At 42.5% G+C, this 14,109-nt stretch carries 18 protein-coding genes and 2 pseudogenes; 9 read left to right on the top strand and 11 right to left on the bottom strand.

What is annotated here, in order from left to right; translation table 11 throughout:
* Positions 1 to 66: 66 nt before the first annotated feature.
* From BP688_RS05185 to BP688_RS05170, 4 genes are read right to left on the bottom strand one after another with little or no spacing between them, the layout of a single operon-like run.
* On the bottom strand, positions 67 to 600 hold the full coding sequence (locus BP688_RS05185; protein ID WP_290597929.1) for an ASCH domain-containing protein: 534 nt from the start codon (positions 598 to 600) through the stop codon (positions 67 to 69).
* Positions 587 to 1,066 carry a phosphoribosylaminoimidazolecarboxamide formyltransferase gene (locus tag BP688_RS05180; RefSeq protein ID WP_290624110.1) on the bottom strand — a complete coding sequence of 160 codons (480 nt, stop codon included), beginning with the start codon at positions 1,064 to 1,066 and terminating at the stop codon, positions 587 to 589. The genes BP688_RS05185 and BP688_RS05180 overlap by 14 nt, the downstream gene beginning before the upstream one ends.
* Positions 1,063 to 2,205 carry a radical SAM protein gene (locus BP688_RS05175; RefSeq protein ID WP_290624112.1) on the bottom strand — a complete coding sequence of 381 codons (1,143 nt, stop codon included), beginning with the start codon at positions 2,203 to 2,205 and terminating at the stop codon, positions 1,063 to 1,065. Before BP688_RS05175 ends, BP688_RS05180 begins: the two co-directional genes overlap by 4 nt.
* 1 nt (position 2,206) lies before the next feature.
* Positions 2,207 to 2,434 (bottom strand): winged helix-turn-helix domain-containing protein, encoded by a 228-nt coding sequence (locus BP688_RS05170; protein WP_290597926.1) that lies wholly within the window; start codon positions 2,432 to 2,434, stop codon positions 2,207 to 2,209.
* Between the two features lie 127 nt (positions 2,435 to 2,561).
* Here BP688_RS05170 and BP688_RS05165 point away from each other — a divergent pair, with 127 nt between their 5' ends.
* Together BP688_RS05165 and BP688_RS05160 are read left to right on the top strand one after the other, a co-directional pair.
* The gene (locus BP688_RS05165; protein ID WP_290597947.1) at positions 2,562 to 2,867 is read left to right on the top strand and encodes an ArsR family transcriptional regulator; all 306 of its coding nucleotides are present in this window, start codon (positions 2,562 to 2,564) and stop codon (positions 2,865 to 2,867) included.
* Between the two features lie 117 nt (positions 2,868 to 2,984).
* On the top strand, positions 2,985 to 3,242 hold the full coding sequence (locus tag BP688_RS05160) for a winged helix-turn-helix transcriptional regulator (RefSeq protein ID WP_290597925.1): 258 nt from the start codon (positions 2,985 to 2,987) through the stop codon (positions 3,240 to 3,242).
* Position 3,243: 1 nt separating this feature from the next.
* Here the strand turns inward: BP688_RS05160 and BP688_RS05155 are convergent, their stop codons facing one another.
* Genes BP688_RS05155 through BP688_RS05145 form a run of 3 tightly spaced genes read right to left on the bottom strand, consistent with a single transcriptional unit; the run spans position 3,244 to position 6,541 of the window.
* Complete coding sequence (locus BP688_RS05155; RefSeq protein ID WP_290624114.1) at positions 3,244 to 5,229, bottom strand: DNA topoisomerase I; 1,986 nt, start codon at positions 5,227 to 5,229, stop codon at positions 3,244 to 3,246.
* On the bottom strand, positions 5,226 to 5,762 hold the full coding sequence (locus BP688_RS05150) for a KH domain-containing protein (RefSeq protein ID WP_290597923.1): 537 nt from the start codon (positions 5,760 to 5,762) through the stop codon (positions 5,226 to 5,228). Before BP688_RS05150 ends, BP688_RS05155 begins: the two co-directional genes overlap by 4 nt.
* 2 nt (positions 5,763 to 5,764) lie before the next feature.
* A complete protein-coding gene (locus tag BP688_RS05145) occupies positions 5,765 to 6,541 on the bottom strand; it encodes a serine protein kinase RIO (RefSeq protein WP_290597922.1) in 777 nt (258 codons plus the stop codon).
* A 49-nt stretch (positions 6,542 to 6,590) separates the two neighbouring features.
* Between BP688_RS05145 and dph2 the strand changes: the two genes are divergently transcribed.
* Both dph2 and BP688_RS05135 read left to right on the top strand, forming a co-directional pair.
* A complete protein-coding gene (gene dph2 / locus BP688_RS05140) occupies positions 6,591 to 7,523 on the top strand; it encodes a diphthamide biosynthesis enzyme Dph2 (protein WP_290597921.1) in 933 nt (310 codons plus the stop codon).
* Between the two features lie 29 nt (positions 7,524 to 7,552).
* Positions 7,553 to 8,752 carry an LUD domain-containing protein gene (locus tag BP688_RS05135; RefSeq protein ID WP_290597920.1) on the top strand — a complete coding sequence of 400 codons (1,200 nt, stop codon included), beginning with the start codon at positions 7,553 to 7,555 and terminating at the stop codon, positions 8,750 to 8,752.
* Positions 8,753 to 8,959: 207 nt separating this feature from the next.
* Here the strand turns inward: BP688_RS05135 and BP688_RS05130 are convergent.
* A pseudogene (locus BP688_RS05130) lies at positions 8,960 to 9,145 on the bottom strand (transposase); the annotation flags it as partial.
* Between BP688_RS05130 and BP688_RS05125 the strand changes: the two are divergent.
* Positions 9,145 to 9,333: pseudogene (locus BP688_RS05125) on the top strand (PAS domain-containing protein); the annotation flags it as partial. The pseudogenes BP688_RS05130 and BP688_RS05125 overlap by 1 nt on opposite strands.
* A 3-nt stretch (positions 9,334 to 9,336) precedes the next feature.
* On the opposite strand, the gene BP688_RS05120 reads toward BP688_RS05125, so the two are convergent.
* The gene (locus tag BP688_RS05120) at positions 9,337 to 9,786 is read right to left on the bottom strand and encodes an ArsR/SmtB family transcription factor (RefSeq protein ID WP_290597918.1); all 450 of its coding nucleotides are present in this window, start codon (positions 9,784 to 9,786) and stop codon (positions 9,337 to 9,339) included.
* Positions 9,787 to 9,959: 173 nt separating this feature from the next.
* Between BP688_RS05120 and BP688_RS05115 the strand changes: the two genes are divergently transcribed.
* The 3 genes from BP688_RS05115 to BP688_RS05105 are packed head-to-tail and all read left to right on the top strand — an operon-like array spanning position 9,960 to position 11,655.
* Entirely contained in the window at positions 9,960 to 10,685 is a 726-nt protein-coding gene (locus tag BP688_RS05115) for a DUF6345 domain-containing protein (RefSeq protein WP_290597917.1), read from the top strand.
* 2 nt (positions 10,686 to 10,687) lie between these two features.
* A complete protein-coding gene (locus BP688_RS05110) occupies positions 10,688 to 11,416 on the top strand; it encodes a hypothetical protein (RefSeq protein ID WP_290624116.1) in 729 nt (242 codons plus the stop codon).
* Positions 11,417 to 11,430: 14 nt separating this feature from the next.
* Positions 11,431 to 11,655 carry a hypothetical protein gene (locus BP688_RS05105; protein ID WP_290597916.1) on the top strand — a complete coding sequence of 75 codons (225 nt, stop codon included), beginning with the start codon at positions 11,431 to 11,433 and terminating at the stop codon, positions 11,653 to 11,655.
* Positions 11,656 to 12,473: 818 nt separating this feature from the next.
* On the opposite strand, the gene BP688_RS13555 is transcribed toward BP688_RS05105, so the two are convergent.
* Both BP688_RS13555 and BP688_RS05100 read right to left on the bottom strand, forming a co-directional pair.
* Positions 12,474 to 12,599, bottom strand: coding sequence for a hypothetical protein (locus BP688_RS13555; protein WP_394329821.1), 126 nt, complete (start codon positions 12,597 to 12,599; stop codon positions 12,474 to 12,476).
* Positions 12,600 to 12,676: 77 nt separating this feature from the next.
* On the bottom strand, positions 12,677 to 12,862 hold the full coding sequence (locus tag BP688_RS05100; protein WP_290624552.1) for a hypothetical protein: 186 nt from the start codon (positions 12,860 to 12,862) through the stop codon (positions 12,677 to 12,679).
* Positions 12,863 to 13,166: 304 nt separating this feature from the next.
* On the opposite strand from BP688_RS05100, the gene trxB reads away from it, so the two are divergent.
* Complete coding sequence (gene trxB, locus BP688_RS05095; RefSeq protein WP_290624118.1) at positions 13,167 to 14,075, top strand: thioredoxin-disulfide reductase; 909 nt, start codon at positions 13,167 to 13,169, stop codon at positions 14,073 to 14,075.
* Positions 14,076 to 14,109 lie beyond the last annotated feature (34 nt).

Genomic DNA, 14,109 nt, shown 5'->3' with positions numbered 1-14,109 from the left:
GTTTTTTGGCAAATAGCTTGTTGATGTTTGGCGAGTGATATATAAATAATAAAAACAATAATTTAGCTAAATTAAACCAAGCCTTACGAGATTAGAATAGCACTTCCTCAAAACTTTCCTTATCTCACCCCTTTTCCTGCTTCCTCCAAGCCTTCTTGCAGCTCTTCTAATGCTCCCATACTTCAAAAATGTTGCAAGCACCTCTTTATCTCTCTCATCAAGATCGAGATGTTTCAAGCTCTTCTTGGCTATCTCCACCAAATCAGCATTGCCATAGTACATGTTGTGAGGGTTTATAAATTTAACAGGCTCAAAATCGAAGCGAATAACGTAAACCTCATCCCCATAACCCATTTTCTCAAGTTCTTCCAGCATTTCTTCTTTATTTTTAAAACCGTCGAGCCTCGCCTCTTCATCAGATAGTTCAGAAATCTTCTTCCGCTCTACAGCCTTTATCCTTGCCTTTCCAATTATTTTCCCACCACAGTGAACGTAAGCTTCATCTCCTTCTTTTAAATTGGTCCAGTTCCTTATTGTAACCCTTTTTTCTCCACTCAAAAGTAAATCGGCATACTTTTTTTTGAACTCAAGGTGCTTCATTCTCAAACCACTCCGCAATCTTCCTGTCGTATTCTGCTGTAAATCCGAAAACTCTTGCTGCATTTTCCTTCCAATCAATATCACCTTTCAGCACCTCAATAAGTTCTCTAAAGCCTTCAACATCGTAGGCTGCCAGCACTCCTGCCTTTGCTGCAGCTCTTAGCAGTGAGATGCCTCCTATGTCAATGTTCTCCTTACAGGGATTCTTCTCGAACTGGTAGGGGATTACAACAACAGCCTTTATTTTCCCTGAAAATATCATCCTGTATATCTCTGGGTGTATGGTTTTGAGTTCTCGGTTCTCCTCAATCCCCGTGATTTGAGAGAGACGTGTAACTTTAACTCCCTTCTCCGCCAGATATTTCGCCGTTCCCTCAGTGGCAAGAATCTCGAACCCCAACTCCACAAGCTCCTTCACCAGTTCCTCCAGTCCCTCCTTCACACTTGATGAGATTAGAACCTTCACCTCTCCACCCCCACCACTATGCCGTCCTTAGTCCTCACGACCTCAAATTCTACAACATCTCCCACTTTCTTCTCCGTCATTACTGCCACGCTCCTCCCTCTAACCACACACAGCTTTTCTCCAGAAAGTCTTCCCTCAGCCACAATTCTCGCCCTCACAACCTCTCCTTTTTTGAAGGGGCAGCCCAACTTTGGCCTCTTTTCCATCCCGAAGTCCTCAGGTTTTAAAATGAGCTTAACCCCGTATTCTTTCTCATACTCAGCAAGCCTCTTGTAAAATTCCCTGAATGACATGCTTTTCCCTGCCTTTCTTCCAAACCTGTATGGGATGTACTTCTGAATGCCAAGTGGCGGATACTTCTTGCCAGCACCGATTTCCAGTGCAAACTCAATTATCTTCGGTATCTCTTTGTCATTGTAACCCGGAACCCAGACTGGAGCTATGAGCAAATCCATTTTGCTGTTTGCAATCATCTCAGCCACCTCCTTAACTCTCTCAACGTTGTATGGCCCATGCAGAGTTTTCGCAATTTTACTCTCAAGAGAGCTCATTGATAAGTTTACCCTTGTGACGTGGTCCTCAATCGCTGCTATCTTCTCCTCATTTAGCAATGTGCCGTTACTCTGAACAGATATCACATCCACTCCCTTGATCCTGCTCACTCTCTCCACAAAATATTCAAAATACGGATAAAGCAGTGGTTCACCCTGCCCATCAAGGTGTACCTCAACCCCCTCTCCTTTGAACTCGACAACTTTCTCAAGTTCCTGAAGCATGTAATCCGGCTCAACGATGTAGTCAGTTCTCCTTGTTTTGCTCTTCTTACCTTCATCCACACTGCAGAAGATGCAGTTCAGGTTGCAGCCGGTGATGGTTCTTACCTGCAGTAAATTAGTCCCCCTGTCAATGATTCCAAAGGCGGAGTGTCCGATTAGCGGAATACCACTTTCTCTTGTTACAAAAACGAGTTCTCTCCCTGTAACTCTGTTCAAAACCCTCTTTGCGTCACAATAAGAGATGATGTATTCCTTTGAATACTTTTTCTCCAGCTTGGAATACACTTTTTTGGGAATTCTTACCTCAACGATATTCCGAAGAATGAAAATTTTCTCATCCTTAGTTTCTGCTTCTCTCAGCATTTCACACTTTCAAAGTCTTCAGAGCTTTTTTGCCTTCATCTGTCGCAAAGTAAAATCCCTCCTTCTCTTCAATAAAACCCTCTTTGAGGAGTTCCTCGATTAAGCCTTTAATGAGGTTTGGTGGTAGTCTTGTTGACTTGACTATCCTATCAACATTGAGTTCTTTCTTAACAAGCAAATTCATTATCCTTAGCTTGTTGGGATTTGAGGCTATTGAGCCTGCTTTCATAAATACAATTTGGTGCAAAGGTATAAGGACTTTGCCCACTAACATAAATGTAATTTCTTTGATATAATTTTTAATTCCAAAGATAAATTTAAGAATTAACTGAACAAACATCCTTTTGGTGCCGAAAATGATAGAAGCCAAGGACAGAGTCGGGGAAGAACTTGCTTTCAATCTAAAAGACGTACTCAAGGTTATTGCGAGGAAGGGAGTAAGTGATATACTCTACAGCTTGGAGAGGAGTCCAAAGAGATTTTCCCAGCTAATGTTCGACACTCAGCTTAACCCAAGCATTCTTGACAGACATCTCAAGGCACTGATACAACTCGATCTTATAACAAAAGAGGATGGCCTATACAGACTTACAGAAATAGGAGACAAGGTTGTTACAATGATTGAGGACTTACTAAGCTTGTTTAAAGAAAAGATAAGTTGACACAGTAAGAGCAACCGAAGTTCCAGTTTTGATTATTAACTTTACCCAAATATCACTATTTAATATAAGATACTCAGAAATAGATAAATTTAAAAAATCTGAAGTAAACAGAACAATGTGACAGAGATTGCCAAAGATGGCAACGTGTCCATAGGGAGCATCCCAAAGATCACTAATAAAGAGGGAATAGGGGTCATACTTTGCAGTCTCGAAGATGGACCAAAAAGATTTACCCAACTCATGGTTGATACGAAGTTAAACCCCAATATTCTCGACAGACATCTCAATCTGTTGCTGGAGTTTGGTTTTGTTGTGAAGGATAAGAGAAGTTACAGACTAACAGAGTCTGGAACAAAAATCGTGTGCGGTCTTTAGTTTACTTATCCTCCTCCCTCCACTTGAGATAGTTGCAGTAAGGGCAGCCAAGGTTCCAGTATCCTTTTTTCGTCCTGATCTTGACCTCTTTGATCCCATGTTCCTTGCAAAGTTTGGACGTGACATACAGAGTTCCGTTCTGCGGTAGTGGGAGTGTGAAGGTGCAATCAGGAAAGTTGCTGCAGCCGATAAACCTCTTTTTCGCCTTAGACTTTCTTAAAACAAGTTCTCCTTTACATTCTGGACACCTGCCAAGAACTTGGTCTTTTTTAATCCCTTCTTTCAATTCTTTGCTCAGTTTACTGTAATCTATCGTCCTCAGAATCTTCATGAGCATCTTTTTTGAATTCTCAACAACCTCCATTTCTTCCTTTTTACCTTCAGCAATCATGTCCATTTCTTCCTCGAGTTTTGCTGTCATTTCAGGCAGTGTTATTGTCTCAGCTTCCTTTTTAAGGACATTTATTACGGAAAAAGCTGTCTCACTCGGTCTGAAGGGGTTGCCATGAATATACCTCCTGCTAATGAGTTTCTGGATTATCTCATGCCTTGTTGACTTTGTGCCGAGATTTAGCTTTTCCATCATTTTTATAAGAGAGGGGGGAGAGTAGCGGGCTGGTGGTTTGGTTTCCTTCTCCTCAAGTCTCTTTTTAATTATCCTGAGATTGTCGCCCTTCTTCAGAATTGGAATCTCACTCTCTTCAGCCCTTGAGTAAACGTATATCGCCCTCCATCCCGGCTCGATGAGGGTTCTGCCATTTGCAACAAGTCTCACACCATTACTCTCAAGCTCAGCTTTCCTGACATCCCACAGAGCCTTTGGAGCAAGAGTTGCAAGGAAGCGTCTGACAACGAGCTCATAAATCCTCCACTCATCCCTTGAAAGCTCATCCCTGCTTGCAACTCCCGTTGGGTAGATAGGCGGGTGATCCTTCGTCTCTCTCCTCCCGCGCGACGGTGTAATTCTCTTTTGCGACAGCACAATTTCCACTTCCTTTGGAAACAAGTTCGCCAGCGATTTCGTTATTCCAACGAGATTAAGAGTGTTAGGGTAAACTGTGTTATCGGTTCTCGGATAGCTGATGTAACCATTCATGTAGAGGGTTTCGGCGATTGCCATTGCCCTGTATGGTGACATGAACCTCGATGCTTCTCTCAGAAATTCAGTTGTGTTGAAGGGTGTGGGCTTTGCCTCAGCAACCTCACTTCTACTGAAAGTCACAACTATAGCAGTCTCTCCTATTTTCGAAAATACTTTCTCTGCCTCCTCTTTACTGCTGTATTTTTTTGGATGCTTTGCCGTAAATTTCTCAAATTCGGCAAAGATTTCGTAATACTTCTCAGGCCTGAACTTCTGAATCTCTGTCTCCCTATCTACTATCAACCTGAGTGTTGGGGTCTGAACTCTCCCCACACTTAGAAACTCCTTTCCCATTTTGCCCGAATGCACCGAAATAAGCCTTGTGAGGGTTGCACCCCATATCAGGTCAATTTTCTGCCTCGCTAAAGCAGCGTTTGCCAGATTAAAGTCCACCTTTTCGGGTTTGGAAAAAGCTGCCTTTATCTCCTGCTCCGTAACAGCACTGTATTTCACCCTATCCACTTTAACCTTCGGATTTACGCCCTTCACAATCTCAAGGGCTTCAACACCGATTAGTTCTCCTTCCCTGTCATAATCCGTTGCTACAGTAACCCTATCGGCATCTTTGGCAAGAGTCTTCAAAAGCGACGTTATTCCTTTCTCCTTAACCTTCTTAACGAGTTCAACCTCTAAAAGTTTCTCAAGAGGTGTTTTCGCCCAGTTATTAAACTCTTTCGGAAAATCAAGCTCTACAATGTGTCCTTTAAGCCCGACAACGTAAGCATTATTCGATGGAGAGTGGTAGTAGCTGATTCTTCCCTTCTTCAGAATCTTAACATCTTTAAAAAGAATTGAGGCAATTCTTCTTGCTGTATTGTCCTTTTCAGTTATTATCAGCCAGCTCATAACCACTCAAGACTTCTCGACTTCAACTCTCGCCTCTTCCTTTCCATGAACTTTATCACAGTCGAGTGCTGGGCACCATCAACAAGCATCATAATCGCCTCTCTTGCAGCGGCAACGTTCTCAGCTTCGCCTATGATCGCAACATGCTTTCCATGGATTGAGATGTTCACGTTCAGCATGTCCTCAATCTGCCTCCTCATCTTGCCCTCCTTCCCGATTATCCTTCCCTTGATCCTCCTCATTGCGCTCTCAGAGACGATAGTTGAGAGGTCAATAACCTCAAGAACGAGCATTTCATCATCCAGCAGTCTGAGGGCGATTTCCGGAGAGAAGCCATGCGCTATTGCGGTTACAACATCCCTCGCCCTCATGAAACCAAGAGCATCTTCACACTCGACCTTAACAAAACCGAATTTGCTGCTAACCCTAAGCTTGCAACCCGTTTTCTCCTCTATCAACCTCTTAATCTCCCCTTCTTTACCAATAAGAGCGCCAATCCTGTCTTCAGGAATTTCAATCTCCAAAACGTTCATATTCAACCACCTTTTACTTCGCTCAGAATTTCACTTGCATCAGCCTTAACACCAAATTTGCCGAAAAATCTGACAATATTTCTCACATCTCTCTCCAAATAGCTTTCAGCCATCGGATGCCTCTTTATCACAGCCTGTCCCATGTCTATGAAGTAAACTTTGTCGAAATACATGATATTATACTCGCTCAGATCAGCATGCACAAGCTCGGCTTCAGTGTAAAGTCTCTTCAGATTCTCCAACACATCCTCGAAAATTTCATCAACATCAAACTCTCTCAACTCCTTGCCGAGTTCGACAAGTGTTGGGGCTGGAATTTCATCCTCTCCTATGAACTCCATGAGCAGAATGTTTTTCATATAGATAAATGGTTCAGGAACGTTCACCCCAGCATCCTTTGCTCTCTCAAGGTTTCTGAACTCCTTTTCTGTCCAGATAAACACCTTTTCCTTGGGCGATATCCTCCTCATATCAAACCTCTCATCTCCGAACAGGTATTCGTCCATTTTATCGAACTCGCTGGTTTCAATCCTGTATATCTTAACTGCCATCCCAACCTCTCTGCCATTAAAGAATCCATCCGCATAGAAAACATTTGCCTCCTTCCCAGTGTTGATAACACCTCCAAGTGCAGTTATGTAACCCTTCGCCGACAACTTGTAGAGGGTTTTGAGTGTTCTGCCATCCAACACCTCCGCATAAATTTTCCTCTCCTCCTCATCCTTATCCTTTATCCTGAGCTTGTCGAGATAAGCATCAAGCTTCTTGATATCCTTCACGAGACTAACTTGCCGGAGTATTTTATAAATCTAATGACATCCTTTCTTTATGGTAAATTTCCAGATTCCCTTTGAAAAGTTGAAAAATGTGAAGAGGGTCGGTATTCAGCTTCCTGATGGGCTTAAAAGATATGCTTTTGATATTGCGAACGAAATTGAGAGGAGAGGTTTTGAAGTTTTGATTTCGGGAGAAACGAGTTACGGTGCATGCGATATTGATACAGCCATTCTCGAAGAAGTTGACTGTGTCCTCCATTTCGCACACACACCCATACTAAGCATTGAAAGGGTCGTTTACGTTCCCTACTTTGTTGACTACAATCCCAAGATTGAAATAGATGTTCCGGAAAGGAGGATTGCCCTAACTTCTACTGCCCAATATGCTCACAGGCTGAAGGACGTTGCGGAGTGGCTGAGGGGTAGGGGATACGAGGTTGAGATTGGAAGAGGGAGTGGAAGAATATACTATCCAGGTCAAGTTTTGGGCTGCAATTATTCAGTTCTCAGAGATAGTAAAGCTGACGCTGTTGTTTTTATCGGTGATGGGTTGTTTCATGCGATTGGTGCTGCCATATACACGAAAAAGAGGGTTTACACTTTCAACCCGCTGAACAGGACGATGCAGGAAGTTGATGTAGAAAATTTTGTCAAAAAGAGATACTTCATCGTTTCAAAATGCGTAGGAAAAAACAAAGTTGGCATAATTGTCTCTTCAAAGCCCGGACAAAGGAGGATGGAGTTGGCGAGAAGGCTGAAAGAGGAGGGTGAGGAGGAGGGTATAAAAGCCCACATAATCTACCTCAACAACGTGAGGGCTGAGGAGCTTTTCAACCTTTCCTACGACTTCTATGTCAACACAGCCTGCCCAAGAATAAGCTACGATGATTCAGAGAGATTTGAAAAGCCCATTATTACACCTCAGGAATTTGAATTTCTGATTGGGAAGAGGAGCGATATAGGGTTTGATGAGATGGACGAATAATGTTAAATTCTCGCATGAGTAAAAATTTTGTGAACAGGGAAGATGTTGAAAAGCTCGTAGCAATGAACAAAGCTTTCAAGCTGCTGAGAGAGAGACAGAAGGAGAACATAAAAAGGTATCCTGAGATTGAATCTATCGCCAAAAAAATTAGGAGCGTGAGGGAGAGGAGCATTGGGAATAGAGAGCTTTTAAGTGAATCTATCGAAAATTTTGAGAAAAAAGGTTTTGACGTGTATCTGACAAAAAATAAAGATGATGCAATAAAGGTAGTAACTGAGCTTCTGGAGGGTGAAAGAGTTGTTGTTAAGTCAAAATCAAATGTAGCAAAGGAGATAGGTCTGAGAGAGGAGCTTGAGAACAGGGGTGTTGAGGTAGTAGAAACTGATATAGGGGACAGAATTATTCAGATTCTGAATGAAGATGCTTCACATCCTACAGGACCTGCGGCCCATCTCTCAGTTAAAATGATTGCCGAAAAACTCTCAAACCATTTCAAGACAGAAATCGTTCCGTCAGCAGAAAAAATTGTTGAAGTTTTGAGAGAAGATATAAAAAAAAGGGTTGAAAAGGCTGCAGTTGGGATAACAGGAGCAAATGCCATAACAAGAGAGGGAGCTATTGTCGTTATTCACAACGAAGGCAACATTTACGAGGTAATGCATAGGCCGAAGAAGTGGATAATCCTCACAGGAATAGACAAGGTCTACCCGTCTCTTGAGGATGCTGTTGCTGCTGCAAAGGTTCAGAGCTTCTTCGCTACAGGTGAGATACTACCCTCATTTATTGAAATAATATCGGGACATGCTAAAACAGCAGACATTGAGAAAAAGCTAATTAAATCCGGTAGTCCTGAGAACATTGCCCTCATCCTGCTCGACAACGGAAGGGGCGAGATATCTGCCTCTGAGTTCAAAGAAATTCTTTACTGTATCGGATGCGGAAACTGCGTCGCCAACTGCCCAGCTCATTCGGTTTACGGTAGTAGATTCGCCGGTGGGAGGTTTGCTCTGGTTGATGCAATTAAAGGAGATAAAGATATCTTGAGGCTCTGCCTATCGTGCAAAAAGTGTAAGAAAAACTGCCCAATGGAAATTGATATTCCGAGAATGATTAGTAGCCTTAGAGAAGGAAGTGAGCTGTATAACTTCTTGATCTCACATGCCATGTGGCTGAATGAGAAGCTGAAAGTTGAGCTGTTGAGGATGGCTTTCAGGTTTTCAGTAAGCTAAGGAGTTTGCCGTGCGGGAACCCCAAATTATAGTGTTTGACGTAACAAACCTAACTAATTATAGAGTCTTCTTCATCTTACCACTATGATAATTTTTAAATAACCTTCTTTTCCCTAAAATCAACTCAAATGTTTCTCTGCTAACAGGACAGAAATGGAACATCTCTTTTTTTAACCGGTTCGAAATCATAGCAGTGCAATCGTTTCATAAACTTCTCCTTCTTAGTATTTCTAAAATTAGAAGACAAATTCTGCTTTCGTGAACATTAGCAGGATATATGTGGAAGAATAAAGATGTTAGAGTCTTGTAGTCAATTAAAATCATCATCTTCATGCCCAGAAAGAGCCCTTTCGTTGAGTAACCCTACATATAGGGCTTATTCTCAAGATGTCTTCAGGAAAGGTGAGAAAGACTCAGCGGAGTTCTGGATTCAGATGGGTGGCAGGTTCATCTACATCAGATACTTTGCCGTGAGGGGCGGTAGCGGGGAATATCTCGGAACGCTGGAAGTCGTGCAGGATATTACAGACATCAAGAAGTTGGAGGGGGAGAAGAGGCTGCTTGGGTGGAAAAAGGAGTAGTTGTTAGCTTCTGATGATGCGGTAGGATGCATATATCGCTATTGATATTACTATAAAAATCATGAACAGTATCACTACAGCTTCAGACATAGCGACGCCCAGGGGTTTGGAAACCGTTTTTTGAGTGGTAATAGGCATTGTAAGTACAAGTACCAGCACAAATGCTACGAGGGAAGATACTAAAATCACTTTAACAGCTTTTAGCTTCAAAGTTCTTTTTCCAGATTCTGTAAGCTCGTAATAGATCCATTTTCTACCGTCTTCGATCCTGTTCACGTATCCTGCCTTTTCAAGTATGGAAAGGTGGTAAATTACCGTTGGTTTCGCCAAACCGAGAATCTTGGACAGCTCTGATGCCGTATATCTTCTCCGCCACAGATGTTTCAAAATGGATAGTCTTGTTTTATTTAGGAGAACTCTCACATCTTCAGCTTTCACTTCAATCTCTGTCATTTGCCATGAAGTGTCAGTTACGTTCTTTAAAAAAGTTGCGAAAAAGTTAGAAAAATCTCTAACAAAATCTGTGGTTTTTTGTGAATCTTTGCTTAGATTGCTTAAGGGAGGTGATGCGGTGAAGTGGACAGCTCTTTTAGGTCTGATTTTAGGTCTGCTACCTGCAACTGCGAGTGGGTACACGTATTCGAATAACGTATGTCGAAGATTACCTTTACAGTCCAGTATCTCAACCGTGTAAGGCAAGTGACTTGATACCGTGGGGGGAATTGGAGGCGAACGTTGTGGAAAATTGGTTACAAAATGCAGGTTGGAGCAGAGAATTTCGCCATGCCGATGCCGAGGTTAAGAAGGTTGACTTTGGTACGCAAAACAGCGGATATGAGGGTTTGGATGAAGCTGATTTCCATTTCCATTTCGGACACGGATACAAATTTGTAACTGGTACTTGGTTGGCATTGTGGAACTACTCTTTCTGCTTCAATCCCGGAGCAATAGTCTCTCCAGGCGATCTCAAGAAAAAGTGGGATTTTAACAACGAATGGGTGTTTTTGCACAGCTGCAATGTATTGAGTGATGTACGGGCATGGGGAAAAGCTCTGAAATACACTCATATGATTATGGGTTTCTCAACAACAACATATACCAGCACCGATTTGCTTGAGAGATTTTTCAAGGCGGCAATTGAATGGGACTGGGATTTGTACTGGGCCTACTATCACGCAACTACGGAAACGTACAAGGGATACGATAGTACAATAAAAGCCGTAATCATTGCAGACAACTCCAACCAGCTTTACAACGATCGCTTATGGGGTCAGAGAAACGTGGAGCCGGACGAGTATCCAGATGACAACGAGGTGGTTTACAGAGAATGGGTCTGTTCTGGAGGTGGTTAAAAATGGTAGGTTTAAGATTGATTGCCCTTATATTAACTGTAGCAATCGGTACAACCTTACACGCATGGTTTAGTAATCTCAACGAACCTATACCAGCACCATTGGGCAGCGAAGCTGAAATAACTTTGAAAACGGAACTTCCAAAAATCAAGGTTGCTACGGTGTACAGGATAACAGATGTGGAAAGAACACTAATTCCACCAAAGAAAAATCTCAAAGAAGTCAAATATGTGCCGAGTGAAAGTGAAGCAATTAAGATTCTAAGCTTGTCTGACCAATACGACGGTCTTGTGCTGAAAAGCGTTCAAACAATAACAACTAAAGTTATGAACACGGAAACTGGAGAGGTCGTAAGAGAAAAACCGGAGTTCGTGAGTATAATTTACGGAAGGGAGATTAACGGCATTCCAGTCATAGGCCCAGCTGCTGACGGTATCGTCGCAGCGGTTGCGGAAAACGAAATAATCTACATCTCAAAGCTATGGCGGGAGATTAAGGAGGCGGGTAAAAAACAGATAATTTCAGCCGAAACGGCATTCACAAAACTCAAAAAGGAAGAACTGCTGAGCAGACCGCTTTATACTGGTACAAAACTTGAAGTCAGAGAGGTGAAACTTGCTTACTATGCGGGGAGCGAAAACCAAAAGTATTACAAGATCGTCTGGTTATTCAAGTGCGTGGATAACAACGGCAACTGGGTGGATGTAATTGTGGATGCATCCCCATCTTAATTTTTGGTGAGAGCATGAATGTTTTGGCTCTCGTCCTAAAGCTTTTGGGAATGGAATACGGTTTCAGCATGCGAGCGTTTCTGCTTGCAGTGTTTTTGATCTTCACTGGCACACTGCTGCGTAACAGAAGCAACTACAAGATACATGGGAAGATTTTGACGATTATCGGAATACTCCTCCTCTGCCTGAACGTTTTGGTGGTCTTTGCGATTTACATTTTAAACACGGGGTTTGGTTAAAAATAGTTAAAATTTGTAACTTCTCCCATCAGCAATCTATAGTGTTCGACATAACAAACCTTACTAATTAAGAATTCATCATCTTTGCGAAACCAAACTCTTACTGAATCTGTTAAAGCCATTCCTAATTACGTTTTTCAGCTCACCCAGAGTTTCTATCTGCAGAGGAAAAGTTCTCGCTTTATGCTTTTCCATATGAACTCTATCGGATCCGAATCTAGAGAATAAAGAGGAGAGAACACCAGAATGATGCCCACTTCACCAGCAATCCCCTCTGTTTTATTTGCCCAATAAGTTATCGAAATTTACAACTATTGGACTATCGGGATTTGTCTCTTTTATTTCCTCCAGAAACTCACATACATCCTCCTTTTTGAACTCTCCTTGAAATCAATAACGCCGTTCCCGTTTATTGCATAAAAACCGAAAGTATTAGTCCTAAGCCTTGTCGTGCTCTTTTTTACGACTTGCTAAAAGACTGCAGCATTGAGTTTACTGTAAGTTAAAGTGAGCTTTCGTCCAGAAATCCGATAATGCAGTCTTTGTGAGAATTTAAAGCCTCGTCAAGTTTTTTACTTCTTTGGTGTTTTCAGGCTTTCTGTAGGTCTAACTGGTAGGGGTTTTGCGTACATTATTCCTAAGGATTTCTGTATTCTGCTAATAAGTCTTAAAGAGTGCTCCACCCCGAACTTCCTTGATGAGTTCTCTAACTTAGTTGTCCAGCTATCTTTTTCCTTCAGAATGGCTTTCAACCCCCATTTCTACTCTTCGCTTAGCTCAGAAGGTCTTTTTCCTCCGTAATTGAGTTTTTAGGCTCTCTAAACTTTCTCGTTCCCATCATCAAGCCATATGTAGCCGGTAACCTTGCTAATTCCAACCTCATTCGCTGCCTGAGGCACGCTCTTTCCTGTATAGAAAGATTTGATGAACCGCAGCTTTCTCAGAACTACAGCATCTATTTTCCTGTTTTTATTTCTCTATTTAGTTTTAGTTTTTGTCTTAAACTCTGATTTTGCACTTTTTATTCAATTCCCATCTCTACGAAGCACATCAATTCTCTTCTTATGATGTCTATGCCAAACCAACTTTTTGGCTCTTCTATATTAACCCTCCCCAAAGCTGTCGGTCTTACTGATTTATCTTGCAACAATATATGCCCTACACTGCTTGTGTGCTTAGTCGTTGCTTCATCCAAGACCCCTAACACATCACAACTCTGCCTGCATCGTCCATGGAAGCTGTTGCTTCTACTATTAACGCCATTTTCTGCTCTTCCTGCCGTAATACTGAGTGTTCACCCCCCTCTGCCTTTCTCCCCCCACACTCTCCTCCACCGGATCGTTTGAGTAAAGAGTTTACAGTAGTATAACATTTAAGGAATTTGCCGATCAAAAAATTGCTCAGAAGCTACAATGCTTGGACAGTATACTCAAGTGGCTGTCCATAGCCGCGAGCTTATTCCAAATTCAAAAGCGGGCAAATGTTATTAGTCATTCAAACTAACCAACTTCATGTATGACGTGGCGATAATCGGTGGAGGCCCAGCAGGTTTGACTGCTGCTTTATATGCTGCGAGATATGGCCTTAAGACTGTATTCTTCGAAACTGTAGACCCTGTCTCCCAGCTTTCCCTTGCTGCAAAGATTGAAAACTATCCGGGCTTTGAGGGCAGCGGAATGGAGCTTCTTGAGAAGATGAAAGAGCAGGCTGTGAAAGCTGGAGCTGAGTGGAAGATGGAGAAGGTGGAGAGAATTGAGAGACACGGTGAGACATTCACAATTGTGTCCGAGAATGGAGAGTATGAAACAAAAACTGTTATCGTCGCAACCGGTGGAAAACACAGAGAGGCGGGGATTGAGGGAGAAAGTGCTTTTATTGGAAAGGGCGTGAGCTACTGCGCAACCTGTGACGGAAACTTTTTCAGAGGTAAAAAGGTGATTGTCTACGGTAGCGGTAAGGAAGCTCTTGAAGACGCGATATATCTGCACGATATTGGCTGCAAGGTCACGATTGTATCAAGAACTCCCTCTTTCAGAGCTGAAAGGGCGTTGATAGAGGAAGTAGAAAAGAGGGGGATTGAAGTTCTCACGAGCACAACACTGAGAAAGATCATTGGATCAGGGAAGGTTGAGAAAGTTGTTGTATACAACAGAGAGAAGAGGGAGGAGGTCAAGATTGATGCTGACGGAATATTCATTGCGATAGGCATGAGACCTGCAACAGATATTGTGGCGGAACTCGGAGTTGAGAGAGACCATATGGGATACATAAAGGTTGACAAGGAGCAGAAAACAAACATTGAAGGTATTTTTGCCGCTGGTGACTGTTGCGATAATCCGTTAAAGCAAGTCGTCACGGCATGTGGAGATGGAGCAGTTGCTGCATTTTCTGCTTACAGACACCTTACGGGCGAGCGTTGAGTAAACCCTCTACCCCCTCCATTTCCTGTGGAAA

The sequence above is a fragment of the Archaeoglobus sp. UBA230 genome, from assembly GCA_002507545.1.
Taxonomy (GTDB): domain Archaea; phylum Halobacteriota; class Archaeoglobi; order Archaeoglobales; family Archaeoglobaceae; genus Archaeoglobus.
The sequence above is the reverse complement of the archived record's forward strand: the minus strand, read 5'-3'. Positions and strand labels throughout refer to the sequence as shown.

Excerpts from the sequence above, each read along its gene's own strand:
- BP688_RS05185 (WP_290597929.1), bottom strand. The coding sequence starts at position 600 with ATGAAGCACCTTGAGTTCAAAAAAAAGTATGCCGATTTACTTTTGAGT.
- BP688_RS05175 (WP_290624112.1), bottom strand. The coding sequence starts at position 2,205 with ATGCTGAGAGAAGCAGAAACTAAGGATGAGAAAATTTTCATTCTTCGG.
- BP688_RS05170 (WP_290597926.1), bottom strand. The coding sequence starts at position 2,434 with ATGAAAGCAGGCTCAATAGCCTCAAATCCCAACAAGCTAAGGATAATG.
- BP688_RS05165 (WP_290597947.1), top strand. The coding sequence starts at position 2,562 with ATGATAGAAGCCAAGGACAGAGTCGGGGAAGAACTTGCTTTCAATCTA.
- BP688_RS05155 (WP_290624114.1), bottom strand. The coding sequence starts at position 5,229 with ATGAGCTGGCTGATAATAACTGAAAAGGACAATACAGCAAGAAGAATT.
- BP688_RS05150 (WP_290597923.1), bottom strand. The coding sequence starts at position 5,762 with ATGAACGTTTTGGAGATTGAAATTCCTGAAGACAGGATTGGCGCTCTT.
- dph2 (WP_290597921.1), top strand. The coding sequence starts at position 6,591 with ATGGTAAATTTCCAGATTCCCTTTGAAAAGTTGAAAAATGTGAAGAGG.
- BP688_RS05120 (WP_290597918.1), bottom strand. The coding sequence starts at position 9,786 with ATGACAGAGATTGAAGTGAAAGCTGAAGATGTGAGAGTTCTCCTAAAT.
- BP688_RS05110 (WP_290624116.1), top strand. The coding sequence starts at position 10,688 with ATGGTAGGTTTAAGATTGATTGCCCTTATATTAACTGTAGCAATCGGT.
- BP688_RS05105 (WP_290597916.1), top strand. The coding sequence starts at position 11,431 with ATGAATGTTTTGGCTCTCGTCCTAAAGCTTTTGGGAATGGAATACGGT.
- trxB (WP_290624118.1), top strand. The coding sequence starts at position 13,167 with ATGTATGACGTGGCGATAATCGGTGGAGGCCCAGCAGGTTTGACTGCT.